The sequence below is a fragment of the Streptomyces sp. 2131.1 genome (assembly GCF_900105515.1).
In the GTDB taxonomy this organism is placed as follows: domain Bacteria; phylum Actinomycetota; class Actinomycetes; order Streptomycetales; family Streptomycetaceae; genus Streptomyces; species Streptomyces drozdowiczii.
Genome location: NZ_FNSY01000001.1, coordinates 953026 through 977870 on the forward strand (window position 1 = coordinate 953026; position 24845 = coordinate 977870).

Genomic DNA, 24845 nt, shown 5'->3' on the forward strand with positions numbered 1-24845 from the left:
CGGCCCATCGCTTACACGGCATCGGCCTCAGGGACGTCACTCGGCCCGGTCGCCAGTGCGACCGGCAGCGGCAGCCCGTACTTGTCGCACAGGAACCGGGTCTGGCAGTACCGCTGGGCGTCGGCGGCCACCCTGCCGAGGACCGCGGAGTTCATCCCTGCGCCGATGAGGACACCCACGAACGGCACGACCTTGGCCACGTTCTTGACCGGCACACGCGCACCGGCCGGACCCATCTGCTGCATCAACTTCTCCAGCGCGGCCACGAGTCGGTGGTCCTGGCGGAGCTTGGCCGACCAGTTGACGCGCCCCTTGAGCGCCTCCGCCGCCCGCGCGGTGTCACGCAGCGGCCCTGCCTTGGCCGCCTGGGCCATGAAGGACCGCTGTACCAGGCGCTGAATGAAGTCCTGCTCATCGGGGTCCTTGGCGTCGTAGCCGTAGGAGTACGCGATGCGTGCTGCGATCGACGTACTCATGACCTGGAGGACGAGTATGTCCGCTGTCATCGCGACGGGAATGCCGGCGACGGGGACCATGGCGAGCGCGCCCATGGCGCCGCCCTCTATCGCGCCGGTGGCACGCCACTTGAGCGTGTTGCGGGTCAGCAGCCGATCGCAGAACTTCAGGTCCTGCTGCCGCAGTTCGGTGAAGCTGTCGAGCTCAAGGCCTCGCTTGCGGGCGATCTTCTCGACGTTCTTGGGGTCGTTGAGCTCCAGAGCCGATTCGTTGACCAACTCGACCAGCGCCGCCGCGCCTGCGAGCGCCGGCCCCAGGGCCTTGTCGGCGACCGCGCCACCTGCACGCCGAACCGGCTCGGCGACCGCCTCCGGCACAGCGTCCTTGACCCGTCTTACCGCGTTTCCCGTGGCCTCACCCGTACGACCGATCGCGGTACTTGCCCAGTTCGGCAGGCCCCGGCGGTTGTTGCGGTTCTGCCAGTGCTCGTTGAGCGTGGCCCATACCTGCTCCTCGTACGCGCTCATGACGGTTGTGACGTCGGCGATCGGGTCGGTGTCCGTGCTCATTGCGGTTCTCCGTTTCCATGACGATCACTGGGTTCGCGATGCCCTCAACTCCACCGCGTCCGCCTCTGCGGTCGGCAGCGTCAGCTCAGTTCCGGTGCGGACCGGATCAGTTGGCGAGGGCGACGCGCTCGACGTGGGCGACCTTGACCGAGGCGATGTCGGTCACCTCGTCGTCCTCGGGAAATTCGCTGTACTTGTTGAACTCACCGGTGTCCGCCTTGCTCTTGCCAGGGAGCAGGTGTGTTGCACTGAAGTACGTCTGCCCGATGAAGTCACCGTCTTCGTCGAAGGCGTTGAGGATCACCGCGTAGTTGGCAGGCTCGTCACCTTCGTTGGTGACCTTGTAGATGTATTCGTAGGCCGAATCGGCATCACAGTCGTTGTACGAGAGATCGTCCGTGTCGTCGCACTCTTCGTCGTCATCCAGCAGGCTGTTCTCGGAATCGATGACCTTGCCGCCGGAGATCTCGACGTGGCTCATGGCGTCACCGGCCCCGTCGTCGGCGAGCGCCCACCAGGTGGCACCGCCACCGATGAGCAGGGCCGCGACGACGGCGGCGATTATAAGCGTGCGCCTTCCGGAGTTGCGGCGTGGACCGACCGCAACGGCCAGAGGCGGGGCTTCGGGAACGGGCGGAACGGCCAGGGTCGGTCTCTGAGGTTCGTCGTCGGTCATGAAGGTTTCGTCCTGTCCGAGTAGGGGGCGCCCGTCAGGGTGGACGGGCGCCGGGCTCTGCTATGTGCTGCGTCAGGCGGGGTGGCGGGGGCCATGGCCGGGGGGCGGCGTGAGGGTGGAGGTGTAGTTCTCGCCGTCGACGAGGGGGTTCTCCAGGGTGAGGCAGGCGGCGGCCATACGGTCGTACTCGGCGAGGACCAAGCGCTTGGTGCGGTACTCGCCGTACTTGTCGATCTCGTTGTGCTTGAGGCCGCCGCTCGGTTCCGTCTGGAACGTCTCCAGGATGTAGTCGGTGTCTTCGCGGGAGATGCCGTAGAGGTGGAAAAAGTAGGCGTCCAGCTCGGCTCGAAGCTGAGCACGGCGTTCCTCGCTCCACTGGAAGGGACCGCCCTTGTCGTTGAGGCCTAGGGCCAGGCCTGCCATGTCGTAGGCCGTATAGACGAGTTCGAGCACCCGAGGCATGACGAAGAATGTGTGCGGTTCCATGATTTGGGGAGTCGGGACAGGCAACTGCTTCCAGATGAAGAGCTTCATGTGTGCATCACTGATCTTCTGGCGGCTGACGAAGTCGAAGACCAGTGATGACTGGGCGGCCACCATCGCGGCAACGAGATGCGGAGCAACGCCCGGTAGCATCAGCGGATAGGTGTGTCCGACCGCCGCACGCGGCAAGAATGCAGGGATCGCGGTACGCTCGTCAGTTGTACGGCACACGTCCCGCCAGCCGACCAGCCAATCATGGCCCCACCCGGCCTCTTCCAAACGCCTGGAAACGCCGGGAATCTCCACCTTCTTGTTTTTTCGAACTGTTGGAACGTCGCCCTCATCAGCAACCCAGTAGCGCGGATCGGCGAGTGCTGCGGGGTCCTGCTTCTCTGCTCGCTCCAGACGGCGGCGCTCCTCGTTGCCAGTACCGTAGTAGGCGTTCCACCGGTGGTCGAAGTGGTGAGCCATCTTCCCCTCGTACAGTGGCAGCATCCGCTTGCCCTCTTGCACGAACACATTGCCCTGCAACTCCCACCCGTCCCCGATCAACGCTTCACGTGTGCGGAAAAGGTCGGAGTCATCGGTCATGTTGAACAGATTCTTGAAGCTGATCCCCCATGGATTCACACCCTTCTGCCTCTCGTTCCACAACACGGGAATGCGCTCGTAGATCCCGACCACCAGGTCCGCGTCACGCCGGGAGCGGAAGATTGGCAGCGTGCCAGTGTTGGGGTTGATCAGCGCGATCTCCTGGGGACTGAGCACAAATGCTCGCTCTGCGTCATCCAGTTCCGATGGGTCGCGCAGGAAGAACGCCATTCTCGCGGCTGGCTCCTTTAGCGCATGCCCGCTAAGCGAGAGCAAGCAAAACTTGTAGCGGGAGTCCACGCCCTCGAACAGCGGCTTCTTGTTCTCGAAGTCGTACAGAGCAACAACCGAACCCCTCCGCGTGAAATCAGCGAACAGGTGCTGGGCTCCCGCTCCGGTGGCAATCGCTGTGGGAATGATCGCTCCGAACCGGCTCCGTGCCCCCGCGATCGAGGCGAACCGTTCCACGAAGAGCTGGTCGGTCTGCAGTGAGTTGACACCCTTGACCGTCAGCCCCTTCTCGCACAGCGGGAACGCCCCCGATCCTCCCGCGAACAGGAACGTCGACTTCACCATCCGCCGCGCCAAGCGGTACCGCTCCCCTGCCTCCGGGTTCTCCGCCTCCCACTCGACGATGCGGTTCCGGCGGGCTGTGCCGGCGATCTCGGCGATCGACGGCTCGACCACGCTGAAGTACTTCTTGTCCTCGAAGTCAACCTTGTCCCACGGCGGGTTGCCCACCACGCACGAGAACCCACCGCCCCACCCCGTTGCCGGGTCCGCGTCCTCCGCCGAGTCGTCGCCGTCCGGGACCACGAAGACCTCGGGGAACTCCAGGTGCCAGTGGAAGAACCGGAACAGCTCGGCCTGCCGCGCGATCTCCTTGTGGACCGCAGGGGAAGCCGCCTTCGCCGACGGGTCCTTCAGGTGCTCGAACACCTCGAAGGTGATGGCCGGCGGCTCGTCCGCTGCCTTGCGCCAGGTGAACGCGGCGCACCAGGCGTCGGCGATGTGCAGGGCGCGGCGGTAGTCCGCCGAGGTCGCCCAAGCCTTGTACGCGGCTTCCTGCTGGCGTACATCCGCAAGCGAGTCAGCGCGGGCCGTGGTGATGGTGCGGAGGCCTTCCGCGAAGACGGTGTTGGCCACGCGGGTCTCGGTCTCCACGTCGAAGAGGCCGATGTTGCCCGCGCGTTCCAGCGCGTTGCGCTTGGCGAGTGACTTCGCCCAGTCCGTATCGTCACCCTCGACGGCCTTGAACGCCTTGTCGGGGATGCCGTCGCGGAGCAGCTTGGGCGTGGCGCCGATCAGGCCGTTGCCGAGCTTGATGTGGGCGTCGAGGAAGCCGAGCGGGCGTCCCGGTTCCAGCGCCTCCAGCCACAGGGAGACCTTGGCCAGGTCGACGGCCATCGGGTTGAGGTCGACGCCGTACACGCACCGTGCCACCACCTCGTGCATGGCGTGGCGTACCGCGTCGGTCGTCGGCTCCGGGTTCTGTTCCCGTACGGCGGCGACCCGTTTGGCGATGCGGCGGGCTGCCGCGACCAGGAAGTGGCCGGATCCGCACGCGGGGTCGCAGACGGTCAGGGAGAGCAGCTCCGTCACTATGGCGTCGGTGGGGTCGGGCTGTCCGGCGGCGGTGGCCTTCTGCTCGCCGGTCTTCTGGGCCTCGTCGATGACGGGGTCGAGCGTGGAGTCGAGGAGCCTGTCGATGAGCGAGCTGGGTGTGTAGTAACTTCCGGTCTTCTTGCGGTCGTTGCCCAAGCGGTTGACCAGCCGGAACGTGCGCTCGACCGCGCTGTACTGCGGCACGAGTTCCAGGAGCGATTCGTACACCGAGCCGAGTTCCTCGGAGCCCATGTTTCGGTAGTCGACCGGCCGCCAGCGCGAGGAGCCCGCGTCGCGCATGCGGGACAGGTGGCGGACGGCTTCCAGGATCGCGTCGTTGGAGAGGGCGAGGTCGCGGATCGGGGCGTCCGCGTCGGTGTCGTTGAAGATGCCTCCGAGTCCGGGCAGGCCCAGCTCGGGGCGGCCGTCCTCGTGGCCGAGCGCGTCCAGGACGATGCGCAAGGAGCGGTAGACGTCGCTGTGGGCGGTGCCGCGGCGGCGGGCGGCGTGGCGGCGCAGACGGGCGGAGGAGAAGTAGGAGGCGTACCGGTCCCGTGCCTGCTGGTCGGCTCCCGGTGTGTGCAGCGCGTCTCGGTCCTCGGCCACGAAGAGGAAGATCATGCGGTAGGCGAGGCGAAGCAGCGCGAGGTGGAAGGCAGGTACGTCCACCTTCTCGCGCAGAGCCGCGTTGTCCGGGTGGCGCAGGAAGCCCGTACCGAGCGCGGTGATCGCGGCCTGCACACCGTCGCGGTAGTGGTCCAGCGCCCGCGTCCCGGTCGCGATCGCCTCCGTGCGCCATTTCTCCAGCCAGCAGCCCGACGCCGGCGCGTCCTCCTCCACCGTGAACCGGGACACGTGCAGCAGCCGGTACAGCAGCACGAACTCGCTGAAGAGTTCGCCGTCGAAGACCGACTCCAGGTCGAACTCCACGTACGACGCCGTCGCCAGCGCGCTCGAGTCGCGCAGCAGCCGCACCTGGCGGCCGTTCGTCAGCACACCCCACAGGTGGGCGTCCGTGCGGTTCAGGCACTCCTGGAGCATCGACTGCGGCGGGACCGTGCCGGCGCCGCCCGGTCGCTTGTCCAGGTCGGCGTTCCACGCCGTCTGGTGGATCAGTGCGTGGCGCCAGCGGTGGGAGACCCGGAACTTCTTCTCGCTGTCGGAGTCGGCGGTGATGCCGTCCGGGCCGACCGGTGTCAGCGGGCCGAAGCCCAGTTCGCGCCAGAGCGGGGCCAGCCAGTCGCTGGTCGCGAGGCCGGTCGGGTCGGTGGCGGGAGCGCCGGTCTCCGGGTTCTCCGGAAAGCGCTTGCGCAGTTCGCGCCAGAGGGGCTTGAGGTACTCCCAGCTGCGTTCGGCCTCGTCACGGACGGATCGTGAAGAGGGCAGACCGTAGTCGGCCGGCTTGGAGCCCGGGGTGTCCTTGCCCTCGCTGATGCGGACCAGCATGTCCGCCGGGAGGAGCGCGCCCACCGTCTGGACGGCGGAGAAGACCTGGTTGCGGGTGGTGGCGGACATCAGGCGGACTCTCCAGCGACGGAAACGGCGGCGGAAGCAGAGGCGTCGGGCAGGTATACGTACGCGCCGAGGATGTCGGCGGGTTTCTGGGCCGTGACCGAGAGGCCTCGGACGATCTCGCCGGACGCGGTGCGCACCCGGCGGTGGGAGGCGTCGAGGGCGGCGGCGAGCTCGTCGCCGTACGACTCCAGGTGGGCCGTCGTCCCGGGGAGCTGCCCCAGGATGCGGGTCATGGTGCGCTCACCGAAGTGCGGGTCGGTGTTCTCCGTGGCTGTGGCGTCCAGCAGGGCCACCGCCTCCTCCTGGGGCAGCCACTCCGCGTTCTTCGGGGAGCCGCGGAAGGCCAGGAGCCGGGCGTCCTCCGCGACCAGTTGCTTCTCGCCGCTGCGGGAGGGCAGCGTGAGGTGGAAGCGGTAGCGGACCAGGAGCAGGGTCGTCCGGGTGGTGACGGCGTCCGTGGTGACCACGCCGCAGCGGCGGGCGGGCCGTTCGCCCTCGGCCTGGGTGTCCAGGGCGGCGTTGAGGACGTGGGCGGCCAGGGCGCCGACGACAGGGTCGGTACGGACGAGGGCGGCCTCGCCGCGCGCGACCGCGGGGTCGTCGCGGAAGGGGATCGGGCGGTCGTGCTCGATGGCCTCCGCACCGACGACCGGGGCGAGGGCGTCCCGCAGGCCGGCCGGGGCGCCGCCCACCTGGGCGGTGAAGCCGTCACCCGCAGCGCGCAGAACGCCGCCCAGGGCGCCCAGGGACTCGCGTACGAAGGTGCGGATCTCGCCCGCGCTGCCCAGGGACTCGCGGAGCGCGCCGACCTCGCGGGCGACCTCCTCGGGGTGGATGGAGCGCTGGGCGAACCGGGAGCGGGACGCCTTCTCCCGGTCGGCGGCCGAATTCCAGTCCTTCTCCAGCTGGGCGGCCTTGGTGTCCATGACCTCGTCCGCGGCGAACAAGCCTTCCTGCTCGCCCCGGTGGCCGCGCATGAGCAGCCATTCGACGATGGCGTCGGTGACACCGGCCGAGGTCTCGTCGGGCACGGAGACCGAGATGCCGAGGTCCTTCTTGATCTGCCGGTGCTTCTTGATGAGGACTTCGAGGACCTTGCCGTCGATGCCGTTGTCGTCGCCGTACAGGGTGATGACGCGGACCTGGTCCCGGCGCTGGCCGTAGCGGTCGACGCGGCCCTCGCGCTGGTCGTGCCGGGTCGGGTTCCATGCCAGGTCGTAGTGGACGACGGCGTCGAAGTGGTGCTGGAGGTTGACGCCCTCGGAGAGGCAGTCGGTGGCGACGAGGACGCGGCGGGCGGCCGCGTCGTCGCCCGCCTCCGCTGCCAGCTCCTCGATGCGCTCCAGGCGCTGCTGCGGGGAGAGGGTGCCGGTGACGGCCTTGACGACGGTCTTCGTGCCCAGCGGGCCGCGCTTCTTCTTGCCGTCGGTCTCCTTGTCGCTCAGCTCGGCGGCTACGTACTCGGCGGTGGGGATGTAGCGGCAGAACACGATCGGGTTGTAGCCGTCGGCGAGCAGCGCCTTGATGTGCTTGATGAGCGCCTTGAGCTTGAGGTCGCCCTCCACCCCCTCCAGCTTCTCGGCCCGCGCCGCCAGGTCCTTGAGGCGTGCGCCCGCGTTATCGGTGGTCTCTGCGCCAGGGGCGACGTCCTGGCCCTCCATGGCGTCGCTGTCCGCCGCGTCCGAGTTGAGGGGGGCGCCGAGCTTGTCGGCTTCCTCGGCGGAGGCGGCGATTGCGGCGGCCGACCGGGTGGTGAGGGTCTGGGAGGCGGCGCGCGGGGAGGAGACGAGGGAACGCAGCAGGGCGATCGCGGACCACCAGGCGATGCGCGCCTCGCGCTTGCCCTGCGAACCGGCCTCCTGCACGCGCTCGCTCGCGTAGGCGATGGCGTCGTCGAGGAGGGCGCGGTAGGCCGGGGACAGCTTGTACGTCTCGTCCTTGAAGAAGCGGTCCGAGGGGAACGCCGTCTTCTCGGCCAGGGTGTCGTCCGCCAGGCCGTCGTCGGTCGTGAGGTACTGGCGTACGTCGGCCCGCTTGCGCGCCACGAAGTGCTGAGCGAGGAGCTTTCGGCCGGGCTCCGAGTCCAGGCTCACCGTGGCGAGTTCGGGCTTGACCAGGCCGAGCAGGTTACGGAACGCGGACTCCTTGCCGCTGTGCGGGGTGGCAGTGACCAGCAGCAGGTGGCGGGTCGTGTCCTCGGAGACGCGGCGCAGCAGCTCGTAGCGGAGCTGGTTCTGCGCGGAGGCCGAGGTGTCGTCCGCGGCGACGCAGGTGTGAGCCTCGTCGACGATGACCAGGTCGGGGCAGTGCTTCACGAAGTCGTCGCGGTGGCGGGTGGACTTGATGAAGTCCGTGGAGACGATGACGTGCGGGTACTTGTCGAAGAGGGACTGGCCCAGGTCCAGGCCGCGCTCCAGGCGGGAGACGGTGGAGGAGAGGATCAACTCGGCGTCGATGCCGAACTTGCTGCGCAGCTCTCCCTGCCACTGCTCCGCCAGGGCGGGCGAGCAGAGGACGGCGAGGCCGGTCGCCTCGCCCTGGGCGAGGAGCTCGCTCGCGATGAGGCCCGCTTCGACGGTCTTTCCGATGCCGACGTCGTCGGAGATCAGCATGCGTACGGTCTGCTGCCGCAGCGCCATGAGCAGCGGGACCAGCTGGTAGGCGCGGGGCTCGACCGCGATGCCCGCGAGGGAGCGGAAGGGACCGGCTCCGGAGCGGAAGCCGATGCGCAGGGCGGTACGCAGGAGGCCGGCCGCGCGCTGGTCGCCGAGGTCGGAAGGCTCGGGGGCGGCGAATTCGGCGCCCTTGACGTCCTCGAACGCGGGGAAGACGGCGGCGATGTCGTCGTCCGAGCCGCCGAGGGGGCGCAGCACGAGCATGTCGGTGGCGCTTTCGGGGAGCACCACCCATTCGCGGCCACGGGCCGTCACCAGGGAACCGGCGGAGTATGTGAGTGCCATGTGGGTGTTCGAGTCCTCGTGGTGAGCGGTTAGTTGGCTGCGGTTCCGAAGTAACTGGCGTGCTCTGCGGCGATCTTGTCCCAGTCGGCGTCGTGCGGGAAGCGGAGGACGTCCCAGCGTGCGTCGAGCAGTCGCTCCTCCGCGTCCTCGTCGCGCAGGGCCGTCGGTTCCGTGCCGGGCAGGTCGACGAACACGGCGAGGCTGACGTTGGGCAGCCGGTAGACGTAGTCCGCCTGGGCGTTCGCCTCGGTGATCAGTGTCTCGCCGTCATCGGGAAGGCGCAGGCCCTTTGCCTTGAGCCAGGCGAGGAGGTCGTCCTGCGTGACCGCGGCGGCCTCCACGACCGCTGCCTCCACAGCCGTCTCCGTGCTGGTCCGGTCGTTGGGAGCCTGGGCCAGCAGTCGCTTGAACTGTTCCGTCCGCGACTCGCCGCGGCCGTCGCGCCTCGCGGTCGCCGAGGCGAGACGCAGCAGCAGGCCGCGTGCCGAGTGGCGGTCGATGTCTGTGTGGTTGAGCTGGTTCCCGTAGGTCAGCAGGCACTCGTAGCAGCCGCGGGCGCACTTGCGGCTCTCGTGCGGACCGCCGAGGTCGTTGCCGTCCTCGTCGAAGTGGCAGATCTCCAGGGCTCTGCGCGCGGCCTTCGCCAGCGCGTCGGGTTCCGCCTGCAGACGGCGCAGGACGCCCGCGCCGCCCTCCGCGGCCTCGGTGAACAGAATGCGGTTGCGGGGGCCGTCGTCGGGCGGGAGGAGTTCGCTGCTGAGCTCGGAGTCCTCCAGCTCGAACGCCGCCTCGATGCCGCGTTCCATGGCGTACATGACGGACAGGGCGACCGGCTCGGGCAGCGGTTCGTCAAGGGTGACGACGACGATGTTGCGGCGGTCCTCGACGTACGGGATGACGCGCTTCTTGCGGCGCTTCTCGTTGCCGTCGGCGTCGATGACCGGCATCTCCGTCGAGTCGCCGGAGGCGTCGGCGGCGTCGCGGTCGTTCATCCAGCGGCCGTCCGCGAGGTCCAGCCAGTAGCCGTCAGGGTCGTCCTTCTTGGCGCGCACCCGCCCGGTGTTGGTGATGCGGACGGTCGCCGAGTCGCCGTAGGCCACCGTGGCGATCTTCTCTCCGCCGGCGTCGGACACCGTCGCGTCGAGGCGGCCCTTGCGGGTGCCGTGGTCCTGGAAGCGGAAGGACGTCTCCAGTCTGAATCCGGCCCGGCGGCGCTCCTCCTCGTCGGAGGAGATCCGCTCGCGGCGGGTGGTGTACACGGTGTGCAGGTGGAGCAAACCGTACGTGGCCGCGCCCAGGGGCTCGTTGCACATCTCGCAGCGGTCGGCGCGCAACTTCGGGTCGTGGTGGTAGCCGCAGCCGGCGCAGCGGCGGGCTTCCGTGGTGGCGAGATCGCCGGAGGCGTCCGGCGGGATCTGGATGCGGGTGACCTGGTAGCGGGCGCCCTCGTGGTAGATCAGCGCGCCGGGGCCGAACTCGCGGATGGCGAGGAAGCGGGGCCTCTGGAGGTAGTCGCCGTCGCGACGGCCGCCGGCCTTGGGAATGTAGGCGGCCAGCGGGAGGCGCGGAAAGGAGTAACCGGGCAGGAAGCCCTCGGAGGCGAGGTAGCGGTAGGGGTTGAAGTCGGAGAGGACGGACTTGCTGTCCGCGCTCTCGTTCATCAGCAGGTTGAGCTGGGTCTCGGCCTCGCGGCGGCGGCCGTTGGCACGGATGCGGTCGCCCTCGGTGAGGCTGTAGTCGAGCCGGCGCTTGTTCTGGATGTACTGGTCGTCGAGCGCTGCCTTGAACAGCTGGCGCCAGCGGTCGAAGGCACGATTGAAGCGCTCGGGCACGGTGCGGACCCGGTCCTGGATCCAGTCGTCGTGCCACCATGTGGTCTCCACGAACTGCGGGAGCAGCGGCGCCAGGACTCGCAGGGAGGCATCGATCGTGCGGCGCTGCGCGTCGGCGTCGAGCGAGGCGGCCAGGATCTCCGGCTGAAGCTCCAGGGCGGGGGCGGGGCGGTCACCGGTCTCCGCGTACGAGACGTCGAGGACTTCCGGGATGGCGCGACCCAGCTTCAGTCCGGCTTCGGCGATCCAGATGCCCTGGAGGTGGGAGAGGACCAGATCCTCGTTGGCGAGGTCGAGGCGGGGCGGCGCGACGGCTCCGGCGACCATGCGCTCGGAGCGGCGGAAGTAGTACTGGTCGTGGCTGTTGCCCGTGGCGCAGTACGTGGTGACGAGGGCGGGCTGGCCGCTTCGGCCCGCGCGGCCGGAGCGCTGCGCGTAGTTCGCCGGGGTGGGCGGGACGTTCCGCATCATCACGGCGTTGAGCGAGGAAATGTCCACGCCGAGCTCCATCGTCGGCGAGCAGTACAGCAGCTTCAGCTCGGCCTTACGGAATGCCTCTTCGCGCTTTTCCCGGTCCTCCGGGGACACCTGAGCCGTGTGCTCACGGGCGAACAGGCCGGCCAGCTCGCCTGCCGCGTTCCGGTAGAGGTCGCGGAAGAACGTGTTCACGCGGGGCCCGTCACCGCTCTGGTAGGTGCGCGTCAGCGGGTCGTGCGCGCCCCTCTCCCCTGTGCCCGCACGCCAGATGAGGGACTGGGCCGCCACTCGGTAGCCGGTCACGACCGGGCCGGATGGCCTGCGGAAACGGCCGCCGCGCTGGGGGGTCTCGGTGACCTCCTTCACCAGGCCGGCCTTGGCGAGGACCTTCAGGAGTTCCTCGATGACCGTCTGCAGGTCGTCCTTGGGAAGATGGAATGCCTTGTCGGTGCGCTTGAGGTACTTGCCGAACTTGCCGCCCGCCGAGAGGAACAGCGCGGTGCGGTCCAGGCCGGGCCGGGACGGGGTGGGATAGGCGGTGCCGACCTTCGCCTTGTCCGCTGTGGAGAGCACCCATGGGTCGGTCAGGCGCTCTTCGCTCGCCCGCTGGAGCGCGTCGAAGTCGTCGCGGAAGTAGGAGACGTCGATGGCGAGGGCGCGGCGCATCTCGTTGAGCAGTGCCTTCATGACCTCGGCACGCAAGGCGGAGTCCGCGTCGCGCAGGGCGGCGTGGGTGTCCGCCCAGCGGTCCTGCTTACCGGCGAGCCAGGCCAGGTCCTCGTAGTCGATCTCCAGGAGCCCGGTCTGTTCCAGGTTGGGCATGGTGATGCGCCAGCCGCGTTCCAGGTCGAGGTAGAGCCGGAAGGCGATCACATCGCGAAGGGTCCTCGCCGCGCTGCGGGCGAGTCCCGGCGGCAGCTCGGTCTCGCCGGTGTAGTCGACCGGATCGAGGGCGATCGCGTTGGCCACGCCGGAGGCCAGTTCCTCGTGACGTACGCCGTCCTCGCCGGCGTCCAGTGTGGCCCGGTGAAGGGCACCGCGCAGCTGGGTGATCTGGACGAAGTCGTTGAAGTGGCCGGCCTGGAGGGAGGCGTCCTGGCGGTTGTCGACGAACGTGAGCAGCTTGCGCGCCTCCTTGTCGAGCGCCTTCTCGGGCACCGATTTCAGAGAGCGGACCACGGAGGCGGAGATCAGCGAGGTCGCGGACGAACGGCCCTCCTGGTCGAGGGTGGCGAGTTTGGCGAAGTCCTTGCCTCGCGTCTGCTCGTACGCCACTCCGCAGTGCAGACAGAAGAGGAACGGGGACGGGATGAACGCCGCGTCCAGTTCGCCTCGGCCCTCGAAGCCGTGGGCGTCGACCTTGACCGCGCGCGGCACCCGGTCGCGGTAGGTCTTCTTGATGACCTCCTGGCCCTTGTCGTCGAGCTCGAGCCAGGACTCGGGCAGCCTGCGGTCGTCGACGGCGTACTGCGGGTTGGCCGGCCACGGGCGGTCGTGGTCGATGTACAAGTAGCCGTCGCCCTGGCGGCCACCGGTGGCGGAGGTGTCGCGCCGCGCTTCGTACCGCACGTCGCCGTTCTTCTCGTCGCGCCAGACCGTCACGTACTCCTGCCCGCATTCGCGGCAGAAGGCCAGCGGCATGAGCAGCTTGCCCCCGCTGCCGGGCTGCTCGACCTGGTAGGAGCGGGAGAGGTGGCGGGTGGCCTTGTCCTCCAGGGTGACGTAGACGGTGTCGCCCTTGGAGAGGAACTGGTGCAGCCGGAACGCGAACAGCGGGCGCTCGGTGACCGGGTGGAGAGCCTGGGAGCCGGTCTCCAGGGTGGCGCGGATCGCATCGGCGCACACGCTCTCGTCGACGCCTGACTGTGCGGCGAGCCCCTTCGCCGCGTCCTCGATCTTCGCGGGCCGCTGTCGGACGAGGCGGCCGGTCTCCTCGTCGGTGGCGAGTCCGAAGCGGGTCTCGATCCAGCGGGCGAGCGGGTCGTGGACGAGCTCGGCGTAGGCGCGCGGAGCGGCAGAGACGCTGAGGCGTTCGGCGGGGACGGTGCCGGGCGCCGGGTCGGTGGCGCGCACCAGCGTCTCGCCGATGACGTGCTGAGGGCGTACCTTCGTGCCGAAAAGGGTGGAGGCGACGTCCGCGACGACCTTCTTCTGGTCCTCCAGGGTGCCTTCGGTCGACATGGTCGCCGACGTGCCGATGCACTGGAGTTCGGCGGCCTGGCAGGCTTCGCGCACCCGGCGGATGAGCAGGGCGACGTCGGCGCCCTGGCGTCCGCGGTAGGTGTGGAGCTCGTCGAAGACGAGGAACTCGAGGTTGCGGGCCATCTTGATGAGGCTGGCCCGGTCCGCGGGCCGTGTCAGCATCAGCTCGAGCATCACGTAGTTGGTGAGCAGGATGTCCGGCGGGTTGTCGCGGATCTCCTTGCGGCGGGCGTCATCCTCCTGCCCGGTGTAGCGGGCGAAGGTGACGGGCTCTCGGCCGTCGCCGTAGCCGTCGCGCAGGTATTTCTCCAGCTCCTTGAGCTGGCTGTTGGCGAGGGCGTTCATCGGGTAGACGATGATCGCCCGCACTCGCTTCTCGGCTTTGGGACCGGCGGCCTCTCGCTCCCGCAGGACCTTGTCGACGATGGGGACGATGTAGGCGAGCGACTTACCGGAGCCGGTACCGGTGGTCAGCACGTACGAGGCCCCGGAGCGGGCGGCGTCGACGGCCTCGCGCTGGTGCTGGTGAAGAGTGAGCGGGCGGCCGTCGCAGACCGTTCCGCCCTCCGTCTTCTTGGCCTGGAAGATCTTCGCGCACTCGTCGTGGAGCACTCCCTGCCCGGCCAGTTCGAGGACCGTACCGCCGCCGGCGAAGAACGGGTTGAGGGAGAGCCAGGGGTCGGGCCACTGCGACTTGGCCTCCAGGTCACTCTCCACGTAGGCGTTGATACGGCCGTCGCGGATGACGGTGCCGCCCTTGGTGAAGGAGTGATAGTCCTTGATCAGTGTGCGGTGCACACCGAAGACGTCCATGCCCGGGGCGGGGGCCGCACGGTGGGAGCCGTCGGTGGACGCCTGAGGCGGAACGACAGCCATGGGCCGTGCCGGCTGCTCAGCCCGGAGCGATCGGAGGCCCCGAACCGGATCGAGCGCCGCCCAGGACAACAGCTCTGCCGCGTCGTCATCAGTGTCGGCCAGCGGCAGGAGGGCGTCACGGACGGCGGCGGCATCGGCCGGACGGTCGGCCGGGTTCTTCGCCAGCAGGCGGCCGACGAGACGGGCGAGCTCCTTCGGTACCTCCTGGCGGATCAGGCGGACCGGGGTCGGCGCTGCGTTTACGTGCTTCTCCATCAGTTCGTACGCGCTCTCACCGACGAACGGGGGAACGCCCGTAAGCATCTCGTACAGCACGCAGCCCAGGGCGTACAGGTCGGCGGCCGCCGTGACGAGGCCGACCTTGAACTGTTCGGGCGCCATGTAGCGCGCCGTGCCCACCGCCGTGCCCGAACTCGTCAGCCGCGCCTCGTCGGGATCGTCGGTGATCCGCCCCATGCCGAAGTCGAGGACCTTGACCACGCCCCCGCGGGTCAGCATGACGTTGCGCGGCTTGAGGTCGCGGTGGATGACCTCAGCACCGTGCGCTGCGGAAAGGCCATTCGCGATCTGAGCGCCGATGGCCGCGGCCCAGGAGAGGGGGAGCTGACTCTCCTCGTCGATGAGGTCGCCAAGCGTGTCTCCGTCGAGGAGTTCCATCGCCAGGTACGGTCGGCCGCCCTGTGCCTCGTCCACGCCACCGTCGATGATCCGGGTGAGGTTCGCGTCCTGGAGCCGGCGCATGATGCGCACCTCGCGGGCGAACCGGGCCACGGCCTTCGCGTCGGCCCTCGTGTCCACGAGGGTGCCGGAGCGGTGTCGCAGGATGAGCTTGACGGCGACCAGGCGGTCCGCCGCCCCTTGGGGGACCTGGTGGTCCTCGGCCCGGTGCACCTCGCCCATGTTGCCGGAGTCGATCGCCCCTACGAGCCGGAACCGTCCCGCGACCGTCTCCAGATCCACTGGTACTCCTCCTGCGCACTCCCGCGCGGCCCCGGTCAGGACTCACGCCTCCCCATGGTGGCCGCCGCGCTGCTCCGAGATGCAACGGGGTCGGCGACTCGGGGAAGCGTACACGAAAAACAGAGAACCCATCACAGTTTCACTTCGTTTACATCGTCAACGCGTTGCTAGTATGGTGACTCCGTAGAGACGGTCCAGGGCGTCGCGCACTGCGCCCCCGCAGTCGGATCGCGCCGCGTGAAAGTTGGGGGCAGTGGAACTCAGGACCTCGGTCGCATCGCTGTACCGAAACCTCCAACGCGTCGCGGAGCGCGGGGTCGTGCCGATCTCCGCATTCGAGGCGGAAACCGTCACGCTGGCGCTGGACGAAGCCGCCCGCGCGCGGCTGATCACAGCCCTTGCCGAGCTGGGACTCCGCCTTGAGGCCACTCCCACTTCTGCCACATCTACGAGTGACCCGGGAGTGGTGAAGAAGGTTGTACGGGCACACACGAAAACTCCACAACCGGAAGCATCCACGCAGCCGCGGGTGCAAACGACGCTGGAATTGCTCGACCGCTTCGTTGTCCGGGGGACTGTGACCGAGCGGGCCCTGGCGGGGGTCTCACGCCTGGCAGGTCTGAGTACACGGGAAACGGCAGATCTGCGCGCCTTCGCGGCAGCACGCTGCGAGCTGGTGGCCGCCTCCTCACCGACCAAGGCCCCTCCTCCCGCCGCCGGGACGGCGAATGACCATGAGGCGTCGTCTCCCTCAGTACCCGATGCCGGTTCGGAGCAATCGACCGGAAGCCTCGTCGCGGCCGTCGCCGCCGCCCAGGCGGTCATCGACGACGACCGTCATACGCGACGGCCGGAGAAGCGCATCCTCACAGCGTTGGAGGAGGTGGGGCTCTGCGTCATGCTGCGCGGGGGCCCCGAGCGGGTGGCCATCGAGCCGACCGATGAAGAGCTCGCGGATCTGCCGGCCGGAGACGTCCGTCGCCTCGCCCGGGACTGTCTTGTCCTCCACAACCAGGGCCTCGCCTGGTCCCAGGTCAGAGCGCACACCGGTCAGGGACTGGAGGAGGCCGATCTCTTCCAGCACGGGATGCTCGGCATCATGCGTGCGGTCCGGAAGTTCGACGCGCGTCAGGGCAACAAGTTCTCCACCTATGCGACGTGGTGGGTACGGCAGGCCATGACTCGGGCGCTGGCCGACGAAGGCAGCGCCATCCGCATCCCGGTCCACATGCACGAGCTCGTGCGCAAGGTGGGCCGTGCGGAGCGTGACCTGCTGGTGGCGGGTAAGTCACGCAGCGCGGCCGCTGTCGCTGTGGCCTGCGATCTCTCCGTCGCAAAGGTGGAGGAGATCCGCCGGATCAGCAGGGTGACGGACTCCACCGACCGGATCATCGGGGACGGTACCCATCTGGGAGAACTCCTCGAGGTTCGTACCTCTCTGCCGTCCGTCGAGGCATCGGTCATGACCTCGCTGGCCGGTGAGGACGCACATGCCCTCGTGGCTCTGCTGCCGGAGCGCTTCGCGCGCGTCGTGACCCTTCGCGTCGGCCTCGACGGTGAGGATCCCGCGACTCTCGATGCGATCGGCGCCGAGTTGGGAGTCACTCGCGAACGGGTCCGGCAGTTGGAATCACAGGTTTTCGCCGTGCTGCGGGTGGCCTTTCGGGATCCGGCGGGCAATCCTCATGCCGCGCTGGCGAGCATGCTCGCCGATGCGGGAGTCGAGGGCGGCGCGGGGAACCCCGTAGGTGTGATCAGCCGGGAGCTCGGCAAACCACACTGGCGTGCCGGGATCGCGGCACTCACCGCGTTCCGGGAGCGGGTGGGGCACGCCCTCCCCGAGCCGGACCACGTCGAGGGCGGCTTCCAGCTGGGGGCATGGGTGACCGAGCAGCGTACCGAGGGCCGGGTCAGGGGTCACCGGCTCCCGTCCCACCGGCGCATCCAGTTGGACGCGCTCGGCATGGTGTGGGCCGCACCGAAGCCGGAGGAGACGTGGCGGCGCACCGAGCGTGCCCGTAGGCGCGCGCGCCACGCGGCGGGCAGCCGCCGGCCAGCAAGGCGTCGGGCCCTTCCCTCGGTCCCTGCGGAGGCCGACGTGGTGGCGTCGGCCGGGATGGCCGAGTCGTCTCCTGCGTCGCGCGAACAGGCCCACGGGCCTGCGCCCTCATCAGATGGTGCATACGTCATCGAGGAGATCACCGAACTCGGTTCCCCCACCCCGCCAGGCCCGGATACGCACGCTCCGGACCACACCTGCGCCGGGGAAGCCCAGGCGCAAGACGTGGAAGAGCTCCCGGCCGTCGCTCCATCCCCGGAGCGATACCCGACTCAATGGGACGAGGCCATCGCCCTGCCCCGCACGCTCGACCGCAACGTCCAGTGGATGGCCACATACGTGCACCTCGCCCTCGGCCACGTCCTTCTGAATGAGATTCTGGGCCTCTACCCCACGCTCGCCATGGCCGCGGTGGCCGACGGCAACAGGCTCCCCGACCGCCCGGTCGCGCAGGCTCTTGACGTTCTTGTACGTGTGGTGGACGGCCTCAGGGAGAGAGGGGCCCGCCCGGAGGACTTCTTCGAGCATTCGTCCCCTGCCCTGCTCGGCCGGTCGCCGCGTGCGTACCTGGCCGACTCGCCCCTCACCAAGCCGGAAGCCCGGCTGGCGCTCGCGGACGCTCTCAAGGAATTCCGCCACTACAGCGGGGCCGCTGAGCCCGAGGCAGTCCCCTCGTCCTCCTCTCCCCACGTCAGCGCGGATCCCGAATCCGCCGAGGACACCATCAGCGCCCTGCGCGAAGCGCAATCCGCTGCCGACGAGGCGCACCGTCGGCTCCGGCAGATGGAAGCCGACGTAGCCGACAGGATCGCCCGTGCACGGGCGGCCGAACGCAACAGAGCCCAGGCGGACGCCGACGAGGCGGCGCGTCGCCTCCAGGAGCTCGAAGCGAGCGTGGCCGAACGGATCGCGAACGCCAGAGCGGAGGAACGGACCAGGGCGTGGGACGCGGCGCAAGCCGATCTGATGCAGCAGATCGCCCAGGCCCGCCGTGAAGCAGCACGACTCGTTCGCGAGGCCGAGGCCGCTGCCGAGGCCCACGTCCTGCAGGCGAAGTCCTCCCTCGCCGATGCTGCCGCCGAACGTGAGGAACGGTTGGTGCGTCGGATGGAAGAGGATCTGGTCCGCCGGACGCAGGGCATCGAAGAGGCGGCCCGCCAGAAGATACAGGTGCTCGAGGACCGGCTACGGCAGGCCGAGGCGGCCTTCGTCGAACGGGCCCGGACCGCCCAGGCGGTGGAGTACGAGGCATCCGAACGCGTCCGGGCCGTCGAGCGATGGGCTGAGCTGCGCGTCACTGAGGTGCAGCAGGCCGCACACTCCCGCATCGCCGAACTCGAGGCACGGCTTGCGTCGACGCAGGAGCCGGCTTGCTCGCAGTCGGCGCCCCAGCAGCCTGATCCGCGCCGCTGGTGGCGGCGTCCATGAGCGCCCCAGCCGCACGACAACCATGTGGAGGAAGCAAGCAGTGAGCCCCAGAGACGAACTCGTCGACTACCTGCGCCGCCAACTGGTCGGCCCTGCGCAGGGCGTGGACGAGGTGCTCGACGCACCGCCCGACCGGCAGTATCTGATGGGTACCCTGTACGCCCAGGAGGCCGACCTGCAGCGTCGCTTGACGGAGACGGCGGAAGAGCTCGACGGCCCCGGTACGGAGAGCGACGCGGAGGACACGAACCCGGCGGCGGACCCGATTCCCGAGTCGAACTCCTGGCTTCCGTCGTCCCTCGGCTTCAGCTTCTACACCGACGCCACGGCAGTGGAGATCACGTGTGGCGCGGCTCGCTACGAGACCGAGCAGGGGGAGCGCGGGCGCCGCTGGCGGCGCATCGCCCTTCCCGAGGAGACCCTGGCACTCGGCCCGGAAGCCGAGCGGATGGACGTCCTCGACGGCCGGGCCGAGATCAGGCTGCGGCGGCGCCCCTTCGGATCCGGGCATCTGATCACCGTGGCACTGGTGAACAAGGCCCGCGCCGGCAGCGCACCACCCGCGGGTCATGCGCGACCCAACCAGTGGGACCGGATGCTCTTCCAGGTCCGGCTCGCGGCCCGCCCGGTGGGGGGCGACGTGCTTCAGTACCCGAGTGTGCGTCTGGCCAGCAGGGATCCGGAAGAACAGGAGCTGCGACTCCAGTATCGCCATGTCCGTACGCACGCGGTCGGCCACGGCTGTTCGGTCGATGAAATCCACGAGGAGGGCCGGATCGCTGCGCTGGAAGCGTCGGTGATGCCGGAGGCCGAGGTGCCCGCCACCATGGCCGCCGGCCCGGTCGGTCTGCCCGTCCTGCGTGTACTCCACCTCGCGGATCCACGCCTGCCGGCCGACGAACTGCGCGGGGAACTCCTGGCCTTCGCAGCCGGATACCGTGCATGGTACGAGGCCCAGCGGGACACCCCCGTGCCCAGCTGGGGCCGGGACGCCGCCCACCGCATTCTCGACCGCATCGAGAGCGTGGTCCGCCGCATCGAGGCCGGGGTACGCACACTGTGCGCTCCCGAACGTCCAGACTTGCTTGCCGCGTTCCGTACGGCCAATCGCGCCATGGCCCTGCAGATGCGGCACACGGCGCCCGACCAGGCCGGTGAGCGACGGGCGCGCCGTGATCATGCCGCGTCAGACCCCGAGCCGGCGGCCGAGACGGCATGGCGCCCCTTCCAGCTGGCCTTCTTCCTGCTTTCGCTGGAGGGCATCGCTGACCCGGAGCATCCGGACAGGGACGTGGCCGACCTGATCTGGTTTCCGACCGGTGGCGGCAAGACGGAGGCGTATCTCCTGCTGGCCGCATTCGTCCTGGTGCTGCGGCGGCGTGACCCTCTTGGCGGCGGAACCGCCGTGCTCAGCCGCTACACCCTCAGCCTGCTCACCACCCAGCAGTTCCAGCGTGCCGCGACCACGGTGTGCGCCCTGGAAAAGCTCCGTCGCGAGGACCCCTCCACGCTGGGCGCCGAGCCGTTCTCCATCGGCCTGTGGGTGGGGATGTCCACCTCCCCGAACACGTACGAGGCGGCGGTTACCGCATTCGCCGAACAGCGGGAGGCCTCCCGGCCGGACGACGTCTTCATCCTCGACCGGTGCCCCTGGTGCGGCACCCGCATTCTGCCTAACAGCAAGTCTCCTGACATCGGGGACTACGGAGTGCGGGCGACCGCCGACTCGTTCGCCTTTTACTGCCCCCGCGACACCTGCGCGTTCCACGACGAGCTGCCCGTGGCCGTCGTCGACGAGCACCTGTACGACCGGCCGCCGTCCTTCGTACTCGGTACCGTTGACAAATTCGCCCGCCTTGCCTGGGAACCGCGTTCCGGGCGTCTGTTCGGGGCCGGGTCCGGGCACAAGCCGCCCTCGTTGATCATCCAGGACGAGCTACACCTGTTGACCGGCCCCCTGGGCACGACGGTCGGCTTGTACGAGTCGGCAGTACTGGGCCTGTGCACCCGGAACGGCGTCGGGCCGAAAGTGGTCGCCTCCACCGCGACGATCCGCCGTTCCGGCGAACAGGTGCGCGGCCTGTACGGGCGCGATGTTCAACTGTTCCCTCCCGCGGGACTCGATGCCCGCCACTCGTACTTCGCCGAACCGGACGCCTCGCGGCCGGGCCGCCGCTACGTCGGTGTGATGGCTCAGGGCCACACGGCGGGCCGTGCCTCGGTGGCCACGGCCGCCGCCCTGCTCCAGGGCGCATGGGAGCTGCCCGAGGAAAGCCGGGACGCCTACTGGACCTTGGTCGCCTATCACCACAGTCTCCGCGAGCTGGGCCGCACCGTCACCGCCGCGGCCGACGACATTCCGGCGCAGCTCGCGGGGCTCGACAGCAGTCACGGCACACGGGAACTGACGGACCGCCAGGTGCAGGAGCTGACTGGCAACCTGGCTCGCGCTGAGCAGCCGCTGCTGCTCGACCGGCTCGAGAAGCCGTACTCCGCACCCGACTCCGTGTCCTTCCTCCCCTGCACCAACATGCTGTCGGTCGGTGTGGATGTGAAGAGGCTCGCTCTGATGCTGATGCAGGGCCAGCCGAAGACGACCGCCGAGTACATCCAGGCGACCAGCCGCGTCGGGCGGCACACGGTTCCGGGCCTTGTCGTGACCTTCTTCAACGCCACCCGTCCCCGGGACCGCTCGCATTACGAGACGTTCGACGTCTACCACCGGGCTCTGTACCGACACGTCGAGCCGACCAGTGTTACGCCCTGGTCCGAACCGTCACGGCGCCGCGCACTGCACGCCGCGCTCGTGATCCTCGTACGCCACGGTCTCGGTCTCTCGGCGGAGAACCAGGCGGGTGAGGTCCTCGACAGGATGCCGGCCGTCGCAGCTCTGGCCGAGGAACTGGCGCTGCGGGCCGCCGCCGGTGATCCGAGGGCTGCTGCCGGCGTGCACCAGGAACTGGACGAGTTGCTGTCCGCGTGGCAGCAGCACGCACTGGATGCCCGCAAGGAGGGCAAAGAGCTGTACTACCGCAGCCAGGGCAAGGGACAGATGAATCTCTTGAAGAACTTCGAGCAGCACGGGGGCCTCTGGGAGACCCCGCACTCGATGAGGGCCGTCGACAGGGAATGCCAGGTCACGGTGAAGGGAGCTGACCTGTGAGCAGGCGTTTGCGGGTGCGGCAGGCCCAGACGGTACTGCCGTTCGGGGTCGGGGCCGTCTTCGACATCCAAGGCGAGTCGTTCGTGGCGACGGGGATCGGTGACTGGCCGAGGCAACGGCAGACGATCGAGTCGCCGCGGCTGGCCTCCCAGCTGGGAGTGAGCGCGTTCTACGCAGCACCGCCCGCGGCCGACGACCGGTTCGACCGTCCGGACGCGGCGGGCGCCCCGTACATCCGGTTTCCGTCGTGGCTCTTCTGTGGTGCGTGCCGCCGCATGGTCCGCTGGCGTATCGCCGATGAGAAGGCCGGCACGCCGCCGCGCTGCCCTGCCTGCTCACCGGTACGGCAACTTGCCCCGATGCGGTTCGTGCAGATCTGCGCGGGCGGTCACCTTGGCGACGTCGACTGGTGGTTCTGGGCACACTCCCACCTGGATCCGGCTTCCAGGCAGGCCTGCACCACGCGTGACCGGCTTCGCTTCAACGTGTCCGACCGGGCCACGGGTCTGGAAGCGCTGTCCGTGCTCTGCACAGCCAAGGACTGCGGGGCCTCCCGTGACCTGCTCGATGTGCTCGGCACCCATGGCATGCGGTGTTCCGGCCGCAATCCCTGGCAGCGGCGCAACGAGGCCGCCGACTGCCTCAAGCCGGTACAGGTGGTGCAGCGCACGGCGGGCAACCTGTACTACCCGGTGGTCAGCTCCGCGCTCGACATCCCCGAGAGCGGAGCGCCGGCCGTCGGCTCGGACGAGGCGCTCGCCGAGCGGGTCCGTGCCTCCGACATGTGGATCCCTCTGTGCCGAGCACACGGCGGACCTGCCGCAGACGTCATCCGCGGGCTGATCAGGGACGAGACGGGAGCGGACGACACGCTGCTGGACTCGCTCCTCGCAGAGGAGACCGGCAGCAATCCTCCACCGGCCGCCCATGCTCCAGCCACCTGGGACGAGCCCGCTGTTCCGGACCTGAGCCGGGAGGAGTGGGCGGCGTTCACGGCGCCTACCCCTCCTGCCACACGGGACTTCGCCATCCGCGAGACGGGCCTCGGGCTCGGTCACGAGCGCTCCGAGACGTGGGCATCGCTGGGGCGCCGCATAGACCGCGTCATCCTCGCCGACCGATTGCGCGAGGTCCGGGCGCTCCAGGGATTCCGTCGGGTCTCGCCCAGCTCGGCCTTCGTACCCGCGGACACTTCCCGGCGTCTGCGCTGGTTGCCTGCCGTCGAGGTGTTCGGCGAGGGGCTCTTCCTCACCCTGGGCAGGGACGAGCTCACCGAGTGGGAGCGCGACACGAGGGTACGTAACCGGGTGGCCGGTATGCGAGCCGATCTGGAACGCTCGTTCCAACGGGACCGGCTGGGTACCGTGACAGGCGTCGAGCTCTCGCCCCGATTCGTGCTTCTCCACACCCTGGCCCATCTCCTCATCCGCCAGCTTTCCTTCGAGTCGGGCTATTCGACGGCCAGCCTGCGGGAACGGGTGTACGCACGTCCGGAGAACGACCAGCACGGCATCCTGGTGTATACAGCCGCAGGCGACGCCGACGGCACCCTCGGCGGTCTGGTCCAGCAGGGCGAACGGCCCAGGCTCTCCGAGACGCTTCTCCGCATGACGGAGGCCGCGGCCTGGTGCTCGGCCGACCCCCTGTGCGGTGAACACACCGGTCAGGGCTTCGACAACCTCAACCGGGGGGCCTGCCACGCCTGCGCGCTGCTGCCGGAGACGAGCTGCGAAACCGGCAACACTCTGCTGGACCGCGCCCTCGTCGTGGGCGGCGAGCAGGTGCCCGGATACTTCGAGTCCGTCGTCGCGCAGGCCCGTGCGGCTGCTGCGGCCTCAATGGAGTGACGAACGGGATGACGCTCACCTACCTGCATCTCACCCACGATCAGCAGACTTCGTTGGACGCTCTGCCGTTCGACGGCAACCACGTGGTCAGCGGGCCGCCCGGCAGTGGCAAAAGCGTCCTTGCCGCGCAGCGATCGGTGATGCTCGCCCTGACCGGCGGACCGACGATCCTCCTGACCCGTTCGAATCTGCTGCGCCAATCCATCACCCCTCTGGTGGCTGCTCTCGGTCCGCGGCAGGACGCGGTAGTGGTCGCGACCGCACATTCCTGGCTGTCTCAGTGGTACCGCGAGCAAACGGGCATCGCTCCGACCCGGACGGATGCGGGCTGGTTCGAGTGGACTGAATTCTTCCAACAAGCCGCCGTGCACGAGACTGCGCCGGGTTTCTCCCTCGTCATCGACGAGGGGCAGGACCTCCCACCGGACTTCTACCGCTTCTGCCGCGTGCTGAGGGGCCGGACGACTGTCTATGCCGATGAGTGCCAGCGTCTCACCCGTACGCAATCGACCCTGGGTGAAATCTCGGCATCGCTCGGCGCGGGCCCGTCGCACGAGATCGCCGGCAACCATCGCAACACGCGCCAGGTCGCTGAACTGGCAGCCCACTTCCACACCGGGACTGTTGCACCGCCGCTGCCGTCACGCGAAGGACCTCTGCCCCAGGTCCATGCCCTGTCGAATCCGGGGGCGCGGACAGACCTGTTGCTCGGACTGGCGGAACGGCACCCCCGGCGTAGCATCGGCGTCGTCATGGCCTCGACGCGTGACCAGTTCGATCTGCTCACCCGGCTGGAACGGCGGGCGCCTCGTCTCAAGCCGCAGATGTACACCTCGGAGGCCGCCTCGGGCCGGTACCGGAGCCTGGATCTGGGCCGTCCCGGCATCATCATCGTCAACCGGGCGAGCGCGAAGGGCCTCAGTTTCGACACCGTCTTCGTCCCGGACACCCACGCGGATTCAGGCACGGACCCGACGTCGGCTTCCTTGCGCATGGCGTACTACGTGCTGGCCACCCGGGCCCGTGACGAGCTGCACTTCGCATACGAAGGTTCGGAGGAACCGCCGTTGATCGCCCGGGTGTCCCGGAAGGTCCTCGTCCGGGGGTAGTCTGCGCGGCCGCTACGGTGCAGAAATCGTTGCCACA

At 69.0% G+C, this 24845-nt stretch carries 9 protein-coding genes; 4 read left to right on the plus strand and 5 right to left on the minus strand.

Annotated elements, in window-relative coordinates; translation table 11 throughout:
• Positions 1 to 11: 11 nt before the first annotated feature.
• The 5 genes from BLW14_RS04410 to BLW14_RS04430 all read right to left on the minus strand — a co-directional run bounded on the left by BLW14_RS04410 (position 12) and on the right by BLW14_RS04430 (position 15142).
• Positions 12 to 1025, minus strand: coding sequence for an EcsC family protein (locus tag BLW14_RS04410; protein WP_093704515.1), 1014 nt, complete (start codon positions 1023 to 1025; stop codon positions 12 to 14).
• A gap of 106 nt (positions 1026 to 1131) precedes the next feature.
• Positions 1132 to 1701, minus strand: coding sequence for a flagellar basal body-associated FliL family protein (locus BLW14_RS04415; RefSeq protein ID WP_093704517.1), 570 nt, complete (start codon positions 1699 to 1701; stop codon positions 1132 to 1134).
• 72 nt (positions 1702 to 1773) lie between these two features.
• Positions 1774 to 5895: an Eco57I restriction-modification methylase domain-containing protein gene (locus BLW14_RS04420; RefSeq protein ID WP_093704519.1), complete on the minus strand. Its 4122-nt coding sequence runs from the start codon at positions 5893 to 5895 to the stop codon at positions 1774 to 1776.
• Positions 5895 to 8855 (minus strand): helicase-related protein, encoded by a 2961-nt coding sequence (locus BLW14_RS04425; protein ID WP_093704521.1) that lies wholly within the window; start codon positions 8853 to 8855, stop codon positions 5895 to 5897. The genes BLW14_RS04420 and BLW14_RS04425 overlap by 1 nt, the downstream gene beginning before the upstream one ends.
• Positions 8856 to 8884: 29 nt before the next feature.
• On the minus strand, positions 8885 to 15142 hold the full coding sequence (locus tag BLW14_RS04430) for a protein kinase domain-containing protein (RefSeq protein WP_371128114.1): 6258 nt from the start codon (positions 15140 to 15142) through the stop codon (positions 8885 to 8887).
• A gap of 313 nt (positions 15143 to 15455) precedes the next feature.
• Here BLW14_RS04430 and BLW14_RS04435 point away from each other — a divergent pair, with 313 nt between their 5' ends.
• The 4 genes from BLW14_RS04435 to BLW14_RS04450 are packed head-to-tail and all read left to right on the plus strand — an operon-like array spanning position 15456 to position 24808.
• Positions 15456 to 18689 (plus strand): sigma-70 family RNA polymerase sigma factor, encoded by a 3234-nt coding sequence (locus BLW14_RS04435; protein WP_143051991.1) that lies wholly within the window; start codon positions 15456 to 15458, stop codon positions 18687 to 18689.
• Between the two features lie 40 nt (positions 18690 to 18729).
• Positions 18730 to 21852 carry a helicase-related protein gene (locus BLW14_RS04440; protein WP_093704527.1) on the plus strand — a complete coding sequence of 1041 codons (3123 nt, stop codon included), beginning with the start codon at positions 18730 to 18732 and terminating at the stop codon, positions 21850 to 21852.
• Positions 21849 to 23699: a DUF1998 domain-containing protein gene (gene drmB, locus BLW14_RS04445; RefSeq protein ID WP_093704529.1), complete on the plus strand. Its 1851-nt coding sequence runs from the start codon at positions 21849 to 21851 to the stop codon at positions 23697 to 23699. Before BLW14_RS04440 ends, drmB begins: the two co-directional genes overlap by 4 nt.
• Before the next feature lie 8 nt (positions 23700 to 23707).
• The gene (locus BLW14_RS04450) at positions 23708 to 24808 is read left to right on the plus strand and encodes a DEAD/DEAH box helicase (RefSeq protein ID WP_093704531.1); all 1101 of its coding nucleotides are present in this window, start codon (positions 23708 to 23710) and stop codon (positions 24806 to 24808) included.
• Positions 24809 to 24845: the final 37 nt, after the last annotated feature.